Annotated in this window: 13 protein-coding genes and 1 tRNA gene; 11 read left to right on the forward strand and 3 right to left on the reverse strand. The window is 70.8% G+C overall.

The genetic code is table 11. The features are described 5' to 3' along the window. Positions 1 to 98: 98 nt before the first annotated feature. From gltB to IFT72_RS04990, 4 genes are all read left to right on the forward strand, one after another. Positions 99 to 4,679 (forward strand): glutamate synthase large subunit, encoded by a 4,581-nt coding sequence (gene gltB / locus IFT72_RS04975; RefSeq protein WP_192045698.1) that lies wholly within the window; start codon positions 99 to 101, stop codon positions 4,677 to 4,679. Further along, entirely contained in the window at positions 4,672 to 6,129 is a 1,458-nt protein-coding gene (locus tag IFT72_RS04980; protein ID WP_056054757.1) for a glutamate synthase subunit beta, read from the forward strand. The genes gltB and IFT72_RS04980 overlap by 8 nt, the downstream gene beginning before the upstream one ends. Before the next feature lie 77 nt (positions 6,130 to 6,206). Beyond that, positions 6,207 to 7,670, forward strand: coding sequence for a pyruvate kinase (pyk, locus tag IFT72_RS04985; RefSeq protein WP_056054760.1), 1,464 nt, complete (start codon positions 6,207 to 6,209; stop codon positions 7,668 to 7,670). A 141-nt stretch (positions 7,671 to 7,811) separates the two neighbouring features. Continuing rightward, entirely contained in the window at positions 7,812 to 8,492 is a 681-nt protein-coding gene (locus tag IFT72_RS04990; protein ID WP_192045699.1) for a hypothetical protein, read from the forward strand. A gap of 129 nt (positions 8,493 to 8,621) precedes the next feature. On the opposite strand, the gene IFT72_RS04995 is transcribed toward IFT72_RS04990, so the two are convergent. Together IFT72_RS04995 and IFT72_RS05000 are read right to left on the reverse strand one after the other, a co-directional pair. Continuing rightward, positions 8,622 to 8,825, reverse strand: coding sequence for a cold-shock protein (locus IFT72_RS04995; protein WP_056054766.1), 204 nt, complete (start codon positions 8,823 to 8,825; stop codon positions 8,622 to 8,624). A 364-nt stretch (positions 8,826 to 9,189) separates the two neighbouring features. Then, positions 9,190 to 9,272: transfer RNA gene (locus tag IFT72_RS05000), tRNA-Leu, on the reverse strand. 39 nt (positions 9,273 to 9,311) lie between these two features. Here IFT72_RS05000 and IFT72_RS05005 point away from each other — a divergent pair. Further along, on the forward strand, positions 9,312 to 9,917 hold the full coding sequence (locus IFT72_RS05005) for an ANTAR domain-containing response regulator (protein WP_055797432.1): 606 nt from the start codon (positions 9,312 to 9,314) through the stop codon (positions 9,915 to 9,917). 72 nt (positions 9,918 to 9,989) lie between these two features. On the opposite strand, the gene IFT72_RS05010 is transcribed toward IFT72_RS05005, so the two are convergent. Further along, positions 9,990 to 10,340, reverse strand: coding sequence for a PaaI family thioesterase (locus tag IFT72_RS05010; RefSeq protein ID WP_082514462.1), 351 nt, complete (start codon positions 10,338 to 10,340; stop codon positions 9,990 to 9,992). A 291-nt stretch (positions 10,341 to 10,631) separates the two neighbouring features. On the opposite strand from IFT72_RS05010, the gene polA reads away from it, so the two are divergent. From polA to IFT72_RS05040, 6 genes are all read left to right on the forward strand, one after another. Continuing rightward, positions 10,632 to 13,307, forward strand: a complete 2,676-nt coding sequence (gene polA / locus IFT72_RS05015) for a DNA polymerase I (protein ID WP_192045700.1) — start codon at positions 10,632 to 10,634, stop codon at positions 13,305 to 13,307. Between the two features lie 262 nt (positions 13,308 to 13,569). Next, positions 13,570 to 14,331 carry a DeoR/GlpR family DNA-binding transcription regulator gene (locus IFT72_RS05020; RefSeq protein WP_185232659.1) on the forward strand — a complete coding sequence of 254 codons (762 nt, stop codon included), beginning with the start codon at positions 13,570 to 13,572 and terminating at the stop codon, positions 14,329 to 14,331. A gap of 133 nt (positions 14,332 to 14,464) precedes the next feature. Further along, positions 14,465 to 15,664 (forward strand): PTS mannitol transporter subunit IICB, encoded by a 1,200-nt coding sequence (locus tag IFT72_RS05025; RefSeq protein WP_167259181.1) that lies wholly within the window; start codon positions 14,465 to 14,467, stop codon positions 15,662 to 15,664. Between the two features lie 60 nt (positions 15,665 to 15,724). Then, entirely contained in the window at positions 15,725 to 16,033 is a 309-nt protein-coding gene (locus tag IFT72_RS05030) for a PTS lactose transporter subunit IIB (RefSeq protein WP_167259182.1), read from the forward strand. A gap of 2 nt (positions 16,034 to 16,035) precedes the next feature. Beyond that, the gene (locus tag IFT72_RS05035; protein WP_371741170.1) at positions 16,036 to 16,503 is read left to right on the forward strand and encodes a PTS sugar transporter subunit IIA; all 468 of its coding nucleotides are present in this window, start codon (positions 16,036 to 16,038) and stop codon (positions 16,501 to 16,503) included. Between the two features lie 82 nt (positions 16,504 to 16,585). Further along, positions 16,586 to 16,855 (forward strand): HPr family phosphocarrier protein, encoded by a 270-nt coding sequence (locus IFT72_RS05040; protein WP_185232661.1) that lies wholly within the window; start codon positions 16,586 to 16,588, stop codon positions 16,853 to 16,855. The last annotated feature ends 6 nt before the right edge of the window (positions 16,856 to 16,861 follow it).

Consider the following 16,861-nt stretch of genomic DNA (forward strand, 5'->3'; position numbering starts at 1 on the left):
GCCAGCACCGCCGGCGTCTCGCGCTCTCGCGACGACGCCGCCCGCCCGGGCCGACGACGTCCCGACTCGTACAGGATCTCTTCGTGAGGACGGATCACATGGCGCTCACGCCAGCCCACCAGCAGTTCAGCACGGTCCCTGCGGCGCAGGGTCTCTACGACCCCCGCAACGAGAAGGACGCCTGCGGCCTCGCCATGGTCGCCACGCTCCGCGGCACCCCGGGCCACGACATCATCGACGCCGCCCTCGGCGCGCTGCGCAACCTCGAGCACCGCGGAGCCATCGGCTCCGACGCCGGCACGGGCGACGGCGCCGGCATCCTCTGCCAGGTGCCCGACGCGTTCCTCCGCGAGGTCGTCGACTTCTCCCTGCCCTCCGTCGGCGAGTACGCCGTCGGCATCGTCTACCTGCCGCTCGACGACCAGGAGCGCGCCGAGATGAAGACCGGCATCGAGCGCATCGCGGACCTCGAGCAGCTCGACGTCCTCGGCTGGCGTGAGGTGCCCGTGCGCCCCGAGCAGCTCGGCACCCTGGCCCGCAACGCCATGCCCGCGTTCGAGCAGGTCTTCGTCAGCAGCCGCCGTCGCGACGCCGACGGGGCTCCGCTCGCGGGCGTCGCCCTCGACCGTCAGGCGTACCGGCTGCGCAAGCGCGCCGAGGCGAAGCTGTCCGCGTACTTCACGTCGCTCGGAAGCCGCACCATGGTCTACAAGGGCATGGTCACGACGCTGCAGCTCGAGCCGTTCTACCCCGACCTCAGCGACGAGCGCTTCGCGTCGAAGCTCGCCATCGTCCACTCGCGGTACTCGACGAACACGTTCCCGTCCTGGCCGCTCGCTCAGCCCTTCCGCATGATCGCCCACAACGGCGAGATCAACACCGTCCGGGGCAACCGCAACTGGATGCGCGCTCGTCAGTCGCAGCTCGAGTCAGAGCTGATCGGCGACCTCAAGCCTCTGCTCCCGATCGTCAGCCCGGGCGCGAGCGACTCCGCGTCGTTCGACGAGGTGGTCGAGCTGCTCAGCCTCACCGGCCGCTCGCTGCCCCACTCGGTGATGATGATGGTGCCCGAGGCCTGGGAGAACCAGGTCGACATCGACCCCTCCCTCCGCGACTTCTACGAGTACCACTCGATGCTCATGGAGGCGTGGGACGGCCCCGCGGCCATCACGTTCACCGACGGCTCCGTCGTGGGCGCGACGCTCGACCGCAACGGCCTGCGCCCGGGTCGGTACCTCGTGACCGACGACGGGCTCGTCGTGCTCGCCAGCGAGATCGGCGTCCTGCCCGAGCTCGACCCCGCGAAGGTCGTCCGCAAGGGCCGTCTGCGCCCCGGAAAGATGTTCCTCGTCGACACCGAGGCCGGCCGCCTGATCGAGGACGACGAGATCAAGGCGGAGCTCGCCGCGTCCGCTCCCTTCGGCGAGTGGCTGGCCGAGGGCCGGATCCACCTCTCCGACCTGCCCGAGCGAGAGCACATCGTGCACACCCCCGCCTCGGTCACCCGGCGCCAGCGCACCTTCGGCTACACCGAGGAGGAGGTCCGCATCCTCCTCACCCCGATGGCGAAGACGGGCGCCGAGCCCCTCGGGGCCATGGGCAGCGACACCCCGATCGCCGTCCTCTCCGAGCGGCCCCGCCTCCTCTTCGACTACTTCACGCAGCAGTTCGCGCAGGTGACGAACCCGCCGCTCGACTCCATCCGCGAGCAGGTCGTCACGTCGTTGGCGCTCGGGCTCGGTCCGGAGAGGAACCTCCTCTCGGCGACCCCCGAGCACGCTCGCCAGGTGATCCTCGACTTCCCGGTCATCGACAACGACGAGCTCGCGAAGATCCAGCACATCGACCCCAGCCCCGGCTCGCGGGTCACGACGACGATCCGCGGTCTGTACCGGGCCGACAAGGGGCCGCGCGCCCTCGAGAAGCGCATCGCCGCGATGTGCAACGAGGTCGACGACGCGATCGAGGCGGGCGCGCAGTTCATCGTCCTCTCCGACCGCGACTCCAACCAGGACTTCGCTCCCGTCCCGTCCCTGCTGATGATCGCCGCGGTCCACCACCACCTCATCCGGACCGAGAACCGCATGAAGGTCGGCCTGATCGTCGAGGCCGGCGACGTCCGCGAGGTGCACCACGTCGCGACCCTGATCGGCTACGGCGCCTCCGCGATCAACCCCTACCTCGCCATGGAGACCTGCGAGAACCTCGTGCGGGCGGGCATGATCACCGGCATCACGCCGGAGGACGCCGTCCACAACCTGATCAAGGCGCTCGGCAAGGGCGTGCTCAAGATCATGTCCAAGATGGGCATCTCCACGGTCTCCAGCTACGCCGCCGCCCAGGCCTTCGAGGCCGTCGGCCTCAGCCAGGAGTTCGTCGACACGTACTTCACCGGCACGTCGACGATGCTCGGCGGGGTCGGCATCGACGTGATCGCGGCCGAGAACAAGGACCGCCACACGAGCGCCTACCCGACCGACGGCTCGGTCATCGCCCACGAGCGCCTCGCGACCGGCGGCGAGTACCAGTGGCGCCGCGAGGGCCCGCGCCACCTCTTCAACCCCGACACCGTCTTCCGACTGCAGCACGCGACCCGGACGCGTCGCTACGACATCTTCCGCGAGTACACCAAGCTCGTCGACGACCAGGCGGAGGAGCTCATGACGCTCCGCGGGCTCTTCACCTTCAAGCACGGCGTCCGCACCCCGGTGCCGCTCGACGAGGTCGAGCCGATCGAGTCGATCGTCAAGCGGTTCTCCACCGGGGCGATGAGCTACGGCTCCATCTCGAAGGAGGCGCACGAGACCCTCGCCATCGCGATGAACCGCCTCGGCGGCAAGTCGAACACCGGCGAGGGCGGCGAGGACGTCGAGCGGCTGCTCGACCCCGAGCGGCGCAGCGCGGTGAAGCAGGTCGCCTCGGGCCGCTTCGGCGTCACGAGCATGTACCTGACGCACGCGACCGACATCCAGCTCAAGATGGCCCAGGGCGCGAAGCCCGGCGAGGGCGGCCAGCTCCCGCCGACGAAGGTCTACCCGTGGGTCGCCCGTACCCGCCACGCGACCCCCGGCGTCGGCCTCATCTCGCCGCCGCCGCACCACGACATCTACTCCATCGAAGACCTCAAGCAGCTGATCTTCGACGTCAAGCGGGCCAACCCGGCCGCGCGCGTCCACGTCAAGCTGGTGAGCCAGTCCGGCATCGGAGCCGTCGCGGCGGGCGTCACGAAGGCCCTGGCCGACGTCGTGCTCGTCTCGGGCCACGACGGCGGGACGGGCGCCAGCCCCCTCAACTCGCTCAAGCACGCGGGCACCCCGTGGGAGATCGGCCTCGCCGAGACCCAGCAGACGCTCATGCTGAACGGCATGCGCGACCGCGTGGTCGTGCAGGTCGACGGCCAGATGAAGACCGGCCGCGACGTGGTCATCGCCGCGCTCCTCGGGGGGGAGGAGTTCGGGTTCGCGACGGCGCCGCTGATCGTCGAGGGCTGCATCATGATGCGCGTGTGCCACCTCGACACCTGCCCGGTCGGCGTCGCGACCCAGAACCCCGAGCTCCGGGCCCGCTTCTCCGGCAAGCCGGAGTTCGTCGTGAACTTCTTCGAGTTCCTGGCGCAGGAGGTCCGCGAGATCCTCGCGTCGCTCGGGTTCCGGAGCCTCGACGAGGCCATCGGCCGCAACGACGTCCTCGACGTCGACCGCGCCGTCGACCACTGGAAGGCGTCGGGCCTCGACCTCGCCCCGGTCCTCGTCGGCCCGACCTTCGACGAAGACGAGCCCCGCCGCAACCTGCGGGGCCAGGAGCACGAACTGGACCAGCACTTCGACGTGGCCCTCATCGCGAGGAGCGCCGACGTGCTCGAGAACGGCGGCCACGTCGAGATCGACCTCCCCATCCGCAACACGGAGCGTGCCGTCGGCACGATGCTCGGCCACGAGGTCACCGTCCGGCACGGCGAGAACGGGCTGCCCGAGGGGAGCATCGAGGTGACGCTGACCGGCTCGGCCGGCCAGTCCCTCGGCGCGTTCCTCCCCTCCGGCATCACCCTCCGTCTCGAGGGCGACAGCAACGACTACGTCGGCAAGGGCCTGTCCGGCGGGTCGATCGTCGTCCGGCCAGACCGCGCGAGCACGTTCGTCGCGGAGGAGAACGTGATCGCCGGCAACGTGATCGGCTACGGAGCGACCCGGGGCAGCATGTTCATCCGTGGGATCGTGGGTGAGCGCTTCCTGGTCCGCAACTCCGGCGCCAGCGCCGTGGTCGAGGGCGTGGGGGACCACGCGCTCGAGTACATGACCGGCGGCCTCGCCGTCATCCTCGGCGACACGGGCCGGAACCTCGGGGCGGGGATGTCGGGCGGCACGGCCTACGTGCACCGGCTCCGCCCGGAGAGGGTCAACACGGAGTCGCTCGCCTCGGGCGAGCTCCAGCTCCACGACCTCGGCAGCGCCGACGTCGAGATCCTCTCCGACCTGCTCGCCCGGCACCTCGCCGAGACGGGCTCCCCGGTCGCGGAGCGCATGCTCGCGGACCTCGAGACGACCGTCTCCGAGTTCGTCAAGGTGCTGCCCCGCGACTACGCCGCCGTCCTCGCCACCCGGCAGACGGCCGTCGACGAGGGTCTCGACCCCGATGGCGACGAGACCTGGAAGAGAATCCTGGAGGTGACCGGTGGCTGATCCGAAGGGGTTCCTCAAGACCCAGAAGCGCGAGCTCCCGAAGCGTCGTCCCGTGTCCGTGCGGCTGATGGACTGGAAAGAGGTCTACGAACAGCAGGAGAGCGGCGAGCTCCGTCGCCAGGCCGGCCGCTGCATGGACTGCGGCGTGCCGTTCTGCCACCAGGGCTGCCCGCTCGGCAACCTGATCCCGGAGTGGAACGACCTGATGTGGCGCGGCGAGGGCCGCCAGGCCGTCGAGCGCCTGCACGCCACGAACAACTTCCCCGAGTTCACCGGCCGGCTCTGCCCGGCGCCCTGCGAGTCGTCGTGCGTGCTCGGCATCAACCAGCCGCCCGTGACCATCAAGCAGGTCGAGGTCAGCATCATCGACCAGGCGTTCCAGTCGGGCTGGGTGACTCCGCACCCCCCGGAGCGCCTCACCGGCAAGACCGTCGCCGTGGTCGGCTCCGGGCCCGCGGGCCTCGCCGCCGCCCAGCAGCTGACCCGCGCGGGGCACACCGTGGCCGTCTACGAGCGCGAGGACCGGATCGGCGGCCTGCTCCGCTACGGCATCCCCGACTTCAAGATGGAGAAGAAGCAGATCGAGCAGCGGCTCGCTCAGATGACCGCCGAGGGCACCCGCTTCCGCGCCGGCGTCGAGATCGGTCGCGACATCACCTGGGACGACCTGCGCGCGCGCTACGACGCCGTCGTGGTCGCCACCGGGGCGACGGTCCCGCGCGACCTGCCCATCCCGGGTCGCGACCTCTCGGGCATCCACTTCGCCATGGAGTACCTGGTCCAGCAGAACAAGGCCGGGGCCGGCGACACGGTGAGCGACCAGATCACGGCCGAGGGCAAGCACGTCGTCGTCCTCGGCGGCGGCGACACGGGCGCCGACTGCATCGGCACGGCGCACCGCCAGGGCGCCCTCTCCGTGACGAACCTCGCGATCGGCCAGCAGCCCCCGGAGGAGCGCCCCGAAGCCCAGCCGTGGCCCATGTTCCCGACCCTGTTCGAGGTGGCCAGCGCGCACGAGGAGGGCGGTGAGCGCATGTACCTCGCCTCCACGGTGGAGTTCCTGCGCAACGAGGTCGGCGAGGTCCGCGCCATCCGCGTCGCGGAGACCGAGTACGTGGACGGTCGTCGCGTGCCCCGCGCGGGCACGGAGCGGGAGATCCCGGCCGACCTGGTGCTGCTCGCACTCGGCTTCACGGGCCCGGAGCGCGACGAGCTCGAGGCGCAGCTGCGGCTGCCCTTCGACGGCCGCGGCGTCCTCGAGCGCGACGCCCGCTACCAGACGACCCAGCCGGGCGTCTTCGTGACGGGCGACGCCGGTCGTGGCCAGTCGCTGATCGTCTGGGCCATCGCCGAGGGCCGGGCCACCGCCTCCGCCGTCGACGCCTACCTGGAGGGCACGACCGTCCTGCCGTTCCCCGTGAAGCCGACGGATCGCTCCCTCTCGGTCTGAGTCCGTCCACCAGCGGGAATAGGGTGGTGGCACGGGCCGGATCGTCCCACCACCCTCACCCCACCAGTAAGGAACCCATGAGACGCGCAAAGATCGTCGCCACCCTCGGGCCGGCGACGTCGAGCTACGAGAACATCCGAGCGATCATCGACGCAGGTGTCGACGTCGCGCGGATGAACCTCAGCCACGGCAGCTACGACGTCCACGAGGCCGTGTACGGCAACGTCCGCCAGGCCGCCGACGACGCGGGGCGGCCCGTCGCCGTCCTGGTCGACCTCCAGGGCCCCAAGATCCGCCTCGGCAAGTTCGCCGACGGCCCCCACGACCTCGCCGTCGGCGACGTCTTCAAGATCACCGTGGAGGACGTCCTCGGCACGAAGGAGCTCTGCGGCACGACCTTCAAGGGCCTCCCGCAGGACGTCGCCCCCGGCGATCCGCTGCTCATCGACGACGGCCGCGTCAAGCTGCGCGTCCTCGAGACCGACGGCACGGTCGTGACGACCGAGGTCGTCGTGGCCGGCACCGTGTCGAACAACAAGGGCATCAACCTGCCCGGCGTCGCGGTGAACGTGCCGGCCCTCTCCGAGAAGGACGAGGCCGACCTCCGCTGGGGCCTCCGCCTCGGCGCCGACTACATCGCGCTCTCGTTCGTCCGCGACGCCGACGACGTCACCCGTGTGCACGAGATCATGGCAGAGGAGGAGCGACGCGTCCCCGTCATCGCCAAGATCGAGAAGCCCCAGGCGGTCGACAACCTCGAGGCCATCATCGAGGCCTTCGACGGCATCATGGTCGCCCGCGGCGACCTCGGCGTCGAGCTGCCCCTCGAGGCCGTCCCGATCGTGCAGAAGCACGCAGTCGAGCTGTCACGCCGCATGGCCAAGCCCGTCATCGTCGCCACGCAGATGCTCGAGTCGATGATCTCCAGCCCGATCCCGACGCGGGCAGAGACGTCCGACGTCGCGAACGCCGTGCTCGACGGCGCCGACGCCGTCATGCTGAGCGGCGAGACGAGCGTGGGGGAGTACCCCGTCATCACGGTGCAGACCATGGCCCGGATCGTCGCCTCGACGGAGGAGCACGGTCTCGAGCGCATCCAGCCGCTCGGCACCCGCCCGCGGACCCAGGGCGGGGCCATCACCCTGGCCGCCGCCGACGTCGCCGAGTTCGTCGAGGCGAAGTTCCTCTGCGTCTTCACCGAGTCGGGCGACTCCGTGCGACGCATGTCGCGCCTCCGCCACCCCATCCCGATCCTGGCCTTCTCGCCCAACGAGGCGACGCGCCGTCGCATGGCCCTCAGCTGGGGCGTGCGCTCGTTCCTCGTCGAGAACGTCACCCACACCGACGCGATGTTCGACCAGGTGGACGACATCCTGCTGGGCAACGACCTCTGCGCCGCCGGCGACAAGGTCATCGTGATCGCCGGGTCCCCTCCCGGGATCGCCGGCTCCACGAACGACCTCCGGGTGCACCGAGTGGGCGACGCCCACGGCGAGGCGGCTCCGGCCTACGCGGCCAAGACACCGCCGCCCGTCTCCTAGGCGGCACCGCACCGACCGTGAGGCCGGGCCCGAGAGGGCCCGGCCTCACGGTCGTCAGGGGGCCGGTCGACGAGGTCGATCGCCGAGGAGGTCTTCCTCTCGTCCGCCGGGCCCCGCAGTCGACGGGCGTAGTCTGCGCCCATGCCCGTCCCTCCCGGTCACCCCCGGTGCTTTCGCCTCGACGGGCGGCTGTTCGTCGTGCCCACCTGGAGCGACGTCTCCGTGGCCGAGGCCCGGGACGCCTTGTCGAGGTCGCTCTCGGTGACGCGCCGTCCTCCACGGGGCCCACGCCGACGTGAGCGCTGGGGCCCGACCGGGGCCGTGGTCGGAGCGGGGGCGATCCTCGTGGTCGCGGTGGCGGCGTGGGAGGTGACCTCCTTGGTCGGGCTCGCGGCGACGAGCGCCTCGGGGGCCCTGGTCGGGGGAGTCCTCGCCGTCGGCGTTCGACGGCTCTTCGTCGACGCGGGTGCTGGCGCCGCACTGTCGTCAGCGAGCACGGGGGAGGCGATGAGCGAGTCGACGCGCTCCGGAGGGGAGCGGGACACCAGGGTCGCGGCGGTGGAGGTCCCCGACGACGTCGCGGCGGCCGCCCCCGACGACGCGACCGGCGACGAGCTCGCCCTCTGGTCGGCTCTGGTCATGAGGTACCGCGACGCCCGCGAGGCACTGCTCAGCGGTGCACGTCCCGGCTCCGCGGCGGACGACGCCGACACTGATCCCGCGGACGCCACGGCACGCATCCGCCGGGCCGAGGCCGACCTCCGATCAGCGGAGGCGGACTACGAGCCGGTCGCGCGCCTCCTCGGGCTCCCTGCCCCCTGAGGCCGCGGCCCGTCTGGCCCCGAGCGGCCGAGGGCATGCAAGAAGCCCCGACCTGCCGGAGCAGATCGGGGCTTCGTGTCGCTGACGACCAGGTCGTCGGCTGTCGGCGTCTCAGTGGACGCCGCCGAGTCAGATGACGCGGATGTTCTCGGCCTGGAGGCCCTTGTTGCCCTGAGCGGTCTCGAACTCGACCTTCTGGTTCTCCTCCAGGTTGCGGTAGCCGTCGCCGGCGATCGCGGAGAAGTGCGCGAAGACGTCAGTGGATCCGTCGTCGGGGGTGATGAAGCCGAAGCCCTTTTCGGAGTTGAACCACTTAACGGTACCTGTAGCCATTTTTCTTGTTCCTTCAATCAGAGTTGTCGATCCCGACTTCGGGATCGCTCGTCGCGGTGCCTTTTTGTCCGCTCCCTCTGAGAACGCCGCAGCCAGACCGTGCCCCTCGAGAGGAGCTCGCCCCGGCACGTCGCGAGATACAAATGCGTAACACAACAACCAGTCACTCCAGCGTAGTGCACGAGACCCCCGAGAACACCAACTCGGCCGACAAAGTCGTGGACGGGACCGACTCGGACAGTGCGCGTCGCTCACCGGACAGTGAACGAACCACGGCCAGGAGCGCAGGACACGCCCGACCCAGAGGGGCGGAGGCGGGCCGCCGAGGTCACGAGGACGACTCGGTGCGGCCTGGTCGCGACGGTGCCGGATGCGGGGGTCGAACCCGCACGCCCTCTCGGACAGAGCATTTTGAGTGCCCCGCGTCTGCCATTCCGCCAATCCGGCTCACGACGACCGGGTCGAGAATACCGTAGGCTCTGCTTCGTGAGTGACCAGGAAGCAACCTCAGCAGCACCCCGTCGCGTCGTCGTGGCCGAAGATGAGTCCCTCATCCGGCTCGACATCGTCGAGATCCTCCGCGACAACGGATTCGAGGTGGTCGGCGAGGCCGGAGACGGCGAGACGGCCGTCGCCCTCGCCACGGAGCTCCGCCCGGACCTCGTCATCATGGACGTCAAGATGCCCAAGCTCGACGGCATCTCCGCCGCCGAGACGCTCAGCAAGAACCACATCGCCCCCGTGGTCCTCCTGACGGCCTTCAGCCAGAAGGAGCTCGTCGAGCGGGCGAGCGAGGCCGGAGCGCTGGCCTACGTCGTCAAGCCCTTCACCCCCAACGACCTGCTGCCCGCGATCGAGATCGCCCTCTCGCGCTACACGCAGATCATCACCCTCGAGGCCGAGGTCGCCGACCTGGTCGAGCGCTTCGAGACCCGCAAGCTCGTCGACCGGGCCAAGGGCCTCCTCAACGAGAAGATGGGCCTCACCGAGCCGGAGGCCTTCCGCTGGATCCAGAAGGCCTCGATGGACCGCCGTCTGACCATGCACGACGTGGCGCAGGCCATCATCGAGCAGCTCAGCGCGAAGAAGTAGCTCCACCCGGCTTCCCTCGACGAAGGGCCCGCCCCCACGGGGCGGGCCCTTCGTCGTCGCGGGGCGTCGAGCTCAGCCGCGGGAGTCGGTGAGGTAGTTCGTGATGCGGACGGTCGAGAGCAGCCGCCCGTCGTCGTCGGTCATGACCACCTGGTGCGTCGTCAGCGTGCGCCCGAGGTGGACCGCCGTGCACGTGCCGGTCACCCAGCCCGTCGCGGCCGATCGGCTGTGGCTGGCGTTGAGCTCGATCCCCATCGCGAGGCGCCCCGCGCCCGCGTGCACGTTCGCGGCCACGGAGCCGAGGGTCTCCGCCAGCACGACGTGCGCCCCGCCGTGCAGGATCCCCACCGGCTGCGTGTTTCCGGCGACCGGCATCCGCCCGACGGCCCGCTCCGCGCTCATCTCGAGGATCTCGATCCCCATCTTCTCGGCCAGGGCGCCGACGCCCCGGCGACGGAACAGCTCGACGGCCTCGTCGCTGAGCACCGCCTCGGAGGACACGGTGCGGTCGGCGTCGGAGGCGGGCGCGGCAGGACGGGGGGAGGCGGGGGTCGCGTCGGTCACGGGGCTCCGGTCGATCGGGGGTCGGCCCCGGCGGAGCACGTGCTCACGGACTCGGAGGCACGGACCCGGAGGCGCGGCCCGGAGGCGCGGCCCGGAGGCGCGGCCCGGACGACCGGGGAGCCTGTCGGACCCGGCCGCTAGGCTGACGGGGTGTCGGACGAAACGAAGCCTACCCTCCTGGTCATCGACGGTCATTCCCTGGCGTTCCGGGCGTTCTACGCCCTGCCCGTCGACAGCTTCGTGAACCGGGAGGGCCAGCACACCAACGCCATCCACGGCTTCATCTCGATGCTGCTGAGCCTGCTCAAGGCGGAGAAGCCCACCCACCTCGCGGTCGCGTTCGACATCTCCCGCTTCTCGTTCCGCACCCGCGAGTACCCCGAGTACAAGGGCACGCGGTCGGAGACCCCGGTCGAGTTCGTGGGGCAGATCCCCCTCCTGCAGGAGGCCCTCCACGCGATGGGCATCACGACCATCACGAAGGAGGACTTCGAGGCCGACGACATCCTCGCCACCCTCGCCGTGCGCGGTCGCGGCGACGGCTACCGCGTCCTCGTGGTCTCCGGTGACCGCGACGCCATCCAGATGGTCAACGACGACGTCACCCTCCTCTACCCGTCGGCGCGCGGCGTCAGCGAGCTGACCCGCTACGACCGCGACAAGGTCTTCGAGCGGTACGGCATCGAGCCCCACCAGTACCCGGAGGTCGCGGCCCTCGTCGGCGAGACCAGCGACAACCTCATCGGCGTCGACAAGGTCGGCGAGAAGACCGCCGTCAAGTGGATCACCCAGTACGGCAGCCTCGACGAGGTCATCGCGCACGCCGACGAGATCAAGGGCGTCGTCGGCGGGAAGCTCCGCGAGCAGAAGGAGCGCGCGATCCGCAACCGCCGCCTGAACCGCCTGGTCACCGACGTCGAGCTGCCCGTGGGCCCCGCGGACCTCGAACGCCGCCCGGTGGACGACGAGGCCGTCCGCGAGCTCTTCGACAAGCTCCAGTTCCGCACGCTGCTCGAGCGCGTGCTCAAGCTCAGCGAGGGCGAGGGGCCGGCCCGTCCCGACGGCTCCGCCGAGGGCACGGTCGTCGCCGCGCCGGCGGGCCTGCCCGTGGTGCGCACGCTGGTCGACGAAGAGCTGGCTCACTGGCTGCGGAAGAACGCCGCCGACCCGTCCTCGCCCGTCGGCCTCGCCGTCGAGTACGGCGCCGACGGCGTGGTCGGCCTGGGCATCTCGTCGCACGACGAATCCGCGTACGTCCCGTGGGCCACGGGCCGCGGCGACTACGTGGCCCTCGAGGCCTGGCTCGACGACGCGTCGCCGAAGGTCCTGCACGACTCGAAGCGCGCCTACAAGGCGCTCTCCCGGGCGGGCCTCCGCCTCACCGGCATCGTCGGCGACACGCGCGTCGCCGCGTGGCTGCTCCGGCCCGGCCGCACGTCCTTCGCCCTGACCGACCTCGTCTACGAGCAGCTGGGCGAGACGCTCCCCGTCGCCGACCCGAACCAGCTCGTCCCGGCCGACGAGCAGGTCAGCGTCGCGACGGAGGCCTGGTACACGCTCCGCCTCTCCGAGTCCCTCACGGAGGCGCTCGACGAGGGGTCGCGGTCCGTCCTCATCGATCTCGAGCTGCCGCTCGTGCCCGTCCTCGGCGACATGGAGCTGACGGGGGTCGCGGCCGACCGCGACGCACTGGTCGCCCTCTCCAGCCGCCTCGCCGAGAGCGCCGGCGGGTTCGCCGCGGCGGCCTTCGCGGAGATCGGGCGCGAGGTCAACCTCGGCTCGCCCAAGCAGCTGCAGGAGGTGCTCTTCGAGCAGCTCGAGATGCCCCGCACCCGGGCCACCAAGACGGGCTTCTCGACCGACGCCGCCTCGCTGGCCGACCTGCAGGAGAAGCACCCGCACCCGTTCCTCGGCCTCCTCCTGCAGCACCGCGACGTCACGAAGCTCCGGCAGATCATCGACACCCTCGAGAAGTCCATCGCCGACGACGGCCGCATCCACACGACCTACGACCAGACGGGCACGACGACGGGGCGCATCTCGTCCGTCGACCCCAACCTCCAGAACATCCCGGTCAAGGCCGCCGTGGGCCGGGAGATCCGGTCGACCTTCGTCCACGGGCCCGAGTACGAGACCCTGCTGACGGCCGACTACTCGCAGATCGAGATGCGGATCATGGCGCACCTCTCCGGCGACGAGGGACTCATCGAGGCCTTCGCGGCGGGGGAGGACCTGCACCGCTTCGTCGGGGCGCGGATCTTCCACGTCGAGCCCGCCGACGTCACGCCCCTCATGCGCACGAAGGTCAAGGCGATGTCGTACGGACTCGCCTACGGCCTCAGCGCCTTCGGCCTGTCCAAGCAGCTGCGCATCGAGAGCGGCGAGGCGAAGCAGCTGATGACCGACTACTTCGCGCGCTTCGGCGCGGTCCGCGAGTACCTGCGCAACGTCGTCGAGAAGGCCAGGGAGGACGGCTACACCGAGACGATCTTCGGCCGCCGCCGCCCGTTCGCCGACCTCAAGTCGCCCAACCGGGTGCTCCGCGAGAACGCCGAGCGCGCCGCGCTCAACGCCCCGATCCAGGGCTCGGCGGCCGACATCATGAAGCGCGCGATGCTCGGGGTCCGGGCGGAGCTCGACCAGCGGGAGATGGCGTCGCGCGTCCTGCTCCAGGTCCACGACGAGCTCATCGTCGAGGTCGCCTCCGGCGAGGTCGACGTCGTCCGCGACATCGTGGAGCGCCGGATGAGCGGCGCGGCCGAGCTCCGGGTCCCGCTCGACGTCAGCGTCGGGCTCGGCGAGAGCTGGGACGCGGCCGCGCACTGACGTCACGCCCTCCGGACCCTGATCCGCGACCCCCCTGCGTGCTGGGCGTGGGCGCAGCCACGGCCCTGGCCCTGTGGGGGACCTGATCTGTACCCCGAACCGGGCACGATCGGACACGACACGCGCGGAGAGCTTGACCTCCGGACCCGAACGGACTTGTATGACTCCGCCGGTCACGACCGGCGGGGCCGCGCCCCACCATCGCGCCCCCTTACCGAAACCCCCTCACGGGCCAGCACGTCCGACAACGGAGTCCCGATCCATGTACGCACCCGAGCGTCACCAGCAGATCCTCGACACGGCGCGTCAGCGCGGCCGCGTCGAGGTCGCCGGCCTCGCCCGGGAGCTCTCCGTCACGCCGGAGACCGTGCGTCGCGACCTCACGGCCCTCGAGCGGCGGGGCGTCCTGCGCCGCGTGCACGGGGGAGCGATCGCCGTCGAGCGGCTCGGCATCGAGCGCCCCGTCGCCGACCGCGTGGGCTCGGCGGCCGTCGAGAAGGAGCGCATCGCACGGGCCGCCCTCGACGAGCTCCCCGACGGGGGCTCCGTCATCGTCGACGCCGGCACCACCACCGTGCGGTTCGCCGAGCTCCTGCCGGACGACCGCGAGCTCACCGTCGTCACGCACTCGCTCGCGGTGGCGAACGCCCTCGTGGGCCGGTCGACGATCACGCTCCACCTCCTCGGCGGGCTCGTCCGGGCCAGGACCCTCGCCGCCGTCGGCGAGTGGACGCTGGCCCAGATCGCCGAGGTCTTCGCCGACGTGGCCTTCATGGGCACGAACGGCATCTCGGCCGAGCGGGGCCTCACCACGCCGGACATCGCGGAGGCGCGGGTCAAGAAGGCCCTGATGGCCGCCTCCCGGCGCACCGTCGTCCTCGCGGACCACTCCAAGTTCGGACGCGAGGACTTCGCGAGGGTGGCCCCCCTGAACGAGGTCGACACCGTCGTGACCGACGGTGCGGTCGACGCGGACCTCGCCGACGACGTCGAGCGCTCCGGCCCGCGCGTGGTGATCGTGTGACGCGCCCCGCGCGTCCCGTCGCCCCGTCCCCCTGACTCCCACCCCACCGCACCACCGCACCCTGCAGCACCGCACCACCCCACCCGCACCCCCATCGACACTCCGCAGTGAGCACGAAGGAGAACTGACAACCATGTCCGAATTCACCCCCACGGTCTCCGGGACCGGCGTCCGAGCGCGCGTCCAGCGCTTCGGAGGCTTCCTCGCGGGCATGATCATGCCGAACATCGGCGCGTTCATCGCCTGGGGCCTCATCACCGCCCTCTTCATCCAGACCGGCTGGACCCCGGTGCCCCAGCTCGGCGGCTTCGGCGAGATGTCCGACGGCACGCCGTGGCCCGGCCTCGTCGGTCCCATCATCAAGTACCTGCTGCCGATCCTCATCGCCTACACGGGCGGTCGCATGATCCACGGCCAGCGCGGTGCCGTCATCGGCGCCGTCGGCGTCATGGGCGTCATCGTCGCGACCGACGTGCCGCAGTTCCTCGGCGCCATGATCGTCGGCCCCCTCGCCGCCTGGCTGCTGAAGCAGTTCGACAAGCTCGTCGACGGCCGCATCAAGTCCGGCTTCGAGATGCTCGTCAACAACTTCTCGCTCGGCATCATCGGCGCCGCCGTGGCGGTCGGGGCGTTCTTCGGCCTCGCCCCCGTCACGACCTGGCTGACCGGCGTGTTCGGCTCCGGCGTCGACTTCCTCGTCGAGCGCGGGCTGCTCCCGCTCGCGTCGATCATCATCGAGCCCGCCAAGATCCTCTTCCTCAACAACGCGATCAACCAGGGCGTGCTGACCCCCCTCGGCGGCATCGAGTCGCAGGAGACCGGCAAGTCGATCCTCTTCATGCTCGAGTCGAACCCCGGCCCGGGCCTCGGCATCCTGCTCGCGTTCCTCTTCTTCGGACCGCGCGCCATCCGCCCCTCGGCCCCGGCCGCGATCGTCGTGCACTTCTTCGGCGGCATCCACGAGATCTACTTCCCGTACGTGCTGATGAAGCCCGTGCTGCTCGTCGCCGCGATCCTCGGCGGCGCCACCGGCATCACGGTCTTCTCGCTCTTCGGCGTCGGCCTGGTCGGCCCCGCCTCGCCGGGCAGCATCATCGCCTACACGCTCGTCGCCGCCCGAGGGGACATCCTCCCGATCTACCTGGGTATCCTGCTCTCGGCTGCGGTCTCGTTCGTCGTCTCCGCCTTCCTCATGGGCTTCGGCCGCAAGGAGAACCGCGAGGCGGCCGCCGAGGACGCGGCAGCGCAGGAGCAGGCCCTGGCCGACGCACAGGCGGCCACCGCCGCCAACAAGGCCACCAGCAAGGGGACGTCGGCACCGACGTCCAACTGACACCGCGGGGGGCCGGCCGATCGGCCGGCCCCCCGACCCCGATGAAACAAGGAGACTGACATGGCAACCCTCGACGGTTCCTCCATCAAGAAGCTCATCGTCGCGTGCGACGCCGGCATGGGCAGCAGCGTCATGCTCGCCTCGACGCTGAAGAAGCAGCTCAAGAAGAGCGGCGTCACCGTCGAGCACTCGCCCGTCGCCAGCATCCCGGCCGACGCCGACGTCGTCGTGACCCAGAACAACCTCGCCGAGCGCGCCCGCGGCGTCGTGCCGAACGTCCCCGTCGTCCCGTTCCAGCTCTTCATGGGCGACCCGAACGTCGCCAAGATCGTCAAGGCGATCCAGGACGGCTCGACGGTCGAGGTCTGAGCGTGAGCGACGAGCAGGCCCCGGCCCTGACGGCCCTCCTCGCGGAGTCGTCGATCCGCCTCGACGAGACCGCGGCCGACCGTGACGAGGCCATCCGGGCGACCGGTCGGGCCCTCGTCGAGGCCGGAGCCGTCGACGAGAGCTACGTCGACGCGATGTTCCAGCGTGAGCAGAGCGTCTCGACCTACGTCGGCGAGGGCGTGGCGATCCCGCACGGCACGCTCGCCGGCAAGGACAGCGTGAAGGCCGACGCCCTCGTCGTCCTGCGCTTCCCGACCCCGGTCGACTGGGACGGCAACGAGGTCAGCGTCGCGGTCGGCATCGCTGCGAAGGGCAACGGCCACATCGCCATCCTCAGCCAGCTGGCCAGCATCCTCATGGACCCGGACTCGGCCGCCGCCCTCCGCGGAGCGACGACGTCCGCCGACGTCTACGAGCTCCTCGCCGCGACCGACGACGACGACGACTGACCCACGACGCCCCACCCCTGACGGCCCCGGCCGTCCACCCGACCGACGACCCGACCGGCTCGGTCGCGACCAAGGAGAAGAAATGCCCGAACGTACCGTCACCATCGCCTCGAGCGTCGGGCTGCACGCCCGTCCCGCCTCGCTCTTCAGCCAGGCCGCCGGCAAGACCGGCGCCAAGGTCACGCTGACGACCGCGGCCGGCAAGAGCGTCAACGCCGCGAGCATCCTCGGCGTGCTCTCGCTGGGCATCGGCCACGGCGAGCAGGTCACGCTGGCGACCGAGGGCGACAACGCCGACGCCGCCCTCGAGGAGCTCGCCGCGCTGCTCGAGACGGACCTCGACGCCGAGTAGCGCCAC

It is taken from the genome of Frigoribacterium sp. CFBP 8754, assembly GCF_014841815.1.
GTDB classification, from domain to species: domain Bacteria; phylum Actinomycetota; class Actinomycetes; order Actinomycetales; family Microbacteriaceae; genus Frigoribacterium; species Frigoribacterium endophyticum.

Bases quoted from the DNA above. Each gene is read 5' to 3' on its own strand.
- IFT72_RS05010 (WP_082514462.1), bottom strand. From the start codon at position 10,340: ATGGGGATCGAGATCCTCGAGATGAGCGCGGAGCGGGCCGTCGGGCGG.
- IFT72_RS05025 (WP_167259181.1), top strand. From the start codon at position 14,465: ATGTCCGAATTCACCCCCACGGTCTCCGGGACCGGCGTCCGAGCGCGC.
- IFT72_RS05030 (WP_167259182.1), top strand. From the start codon at position 15,725: ATGGCAACCCTCGACGGTTCCTCCATCAAGAAGCTCATCGTCGCGTGC.
- IFT72_RS05040 (WP_185232661.1), top strand. From the start codon at position 16,586: ATGCCCGAACGTACCGTCACCATCGCCTCGAGCGTCGGGCTGCACGCC.
- IFT72_RS05020 (WP_185232659.1), top strand. From the start codon at position 13,570: ATGTACGCACCCGAGCGTCACCAGCAGATCCTCGACACGGCGCGTCAG.
- gltB (WP_192045698.1), top strand. From the start codon at position 99: ATGGCGCTCACGCCAGCCCACCAGCAGTTCAGCACGGTCCCTGCGGCG.
- IFT72_RS04995 (WP_056054766.1), bottom strand. From the start codon at position 8,825: ATGGCTACAGGTACCGTTAAGTGGTTCAACTCCGAAAAGGGCTTCGGC.
- IFT72_RS04990 (WP_192045699.1), top strand. From the start codon at position 7,812: ATGCCCGTCCCTCCCGGTCACCCCCGGTGCTTTCGCCTCGACGGGCGG.
- pyk (WP_056054760.1), top strand. From the start codon at position 6,207: ATGAGACGCGCAAAGATCGTCGCCACCCTCGGGCCGGCGACGTCGAGC.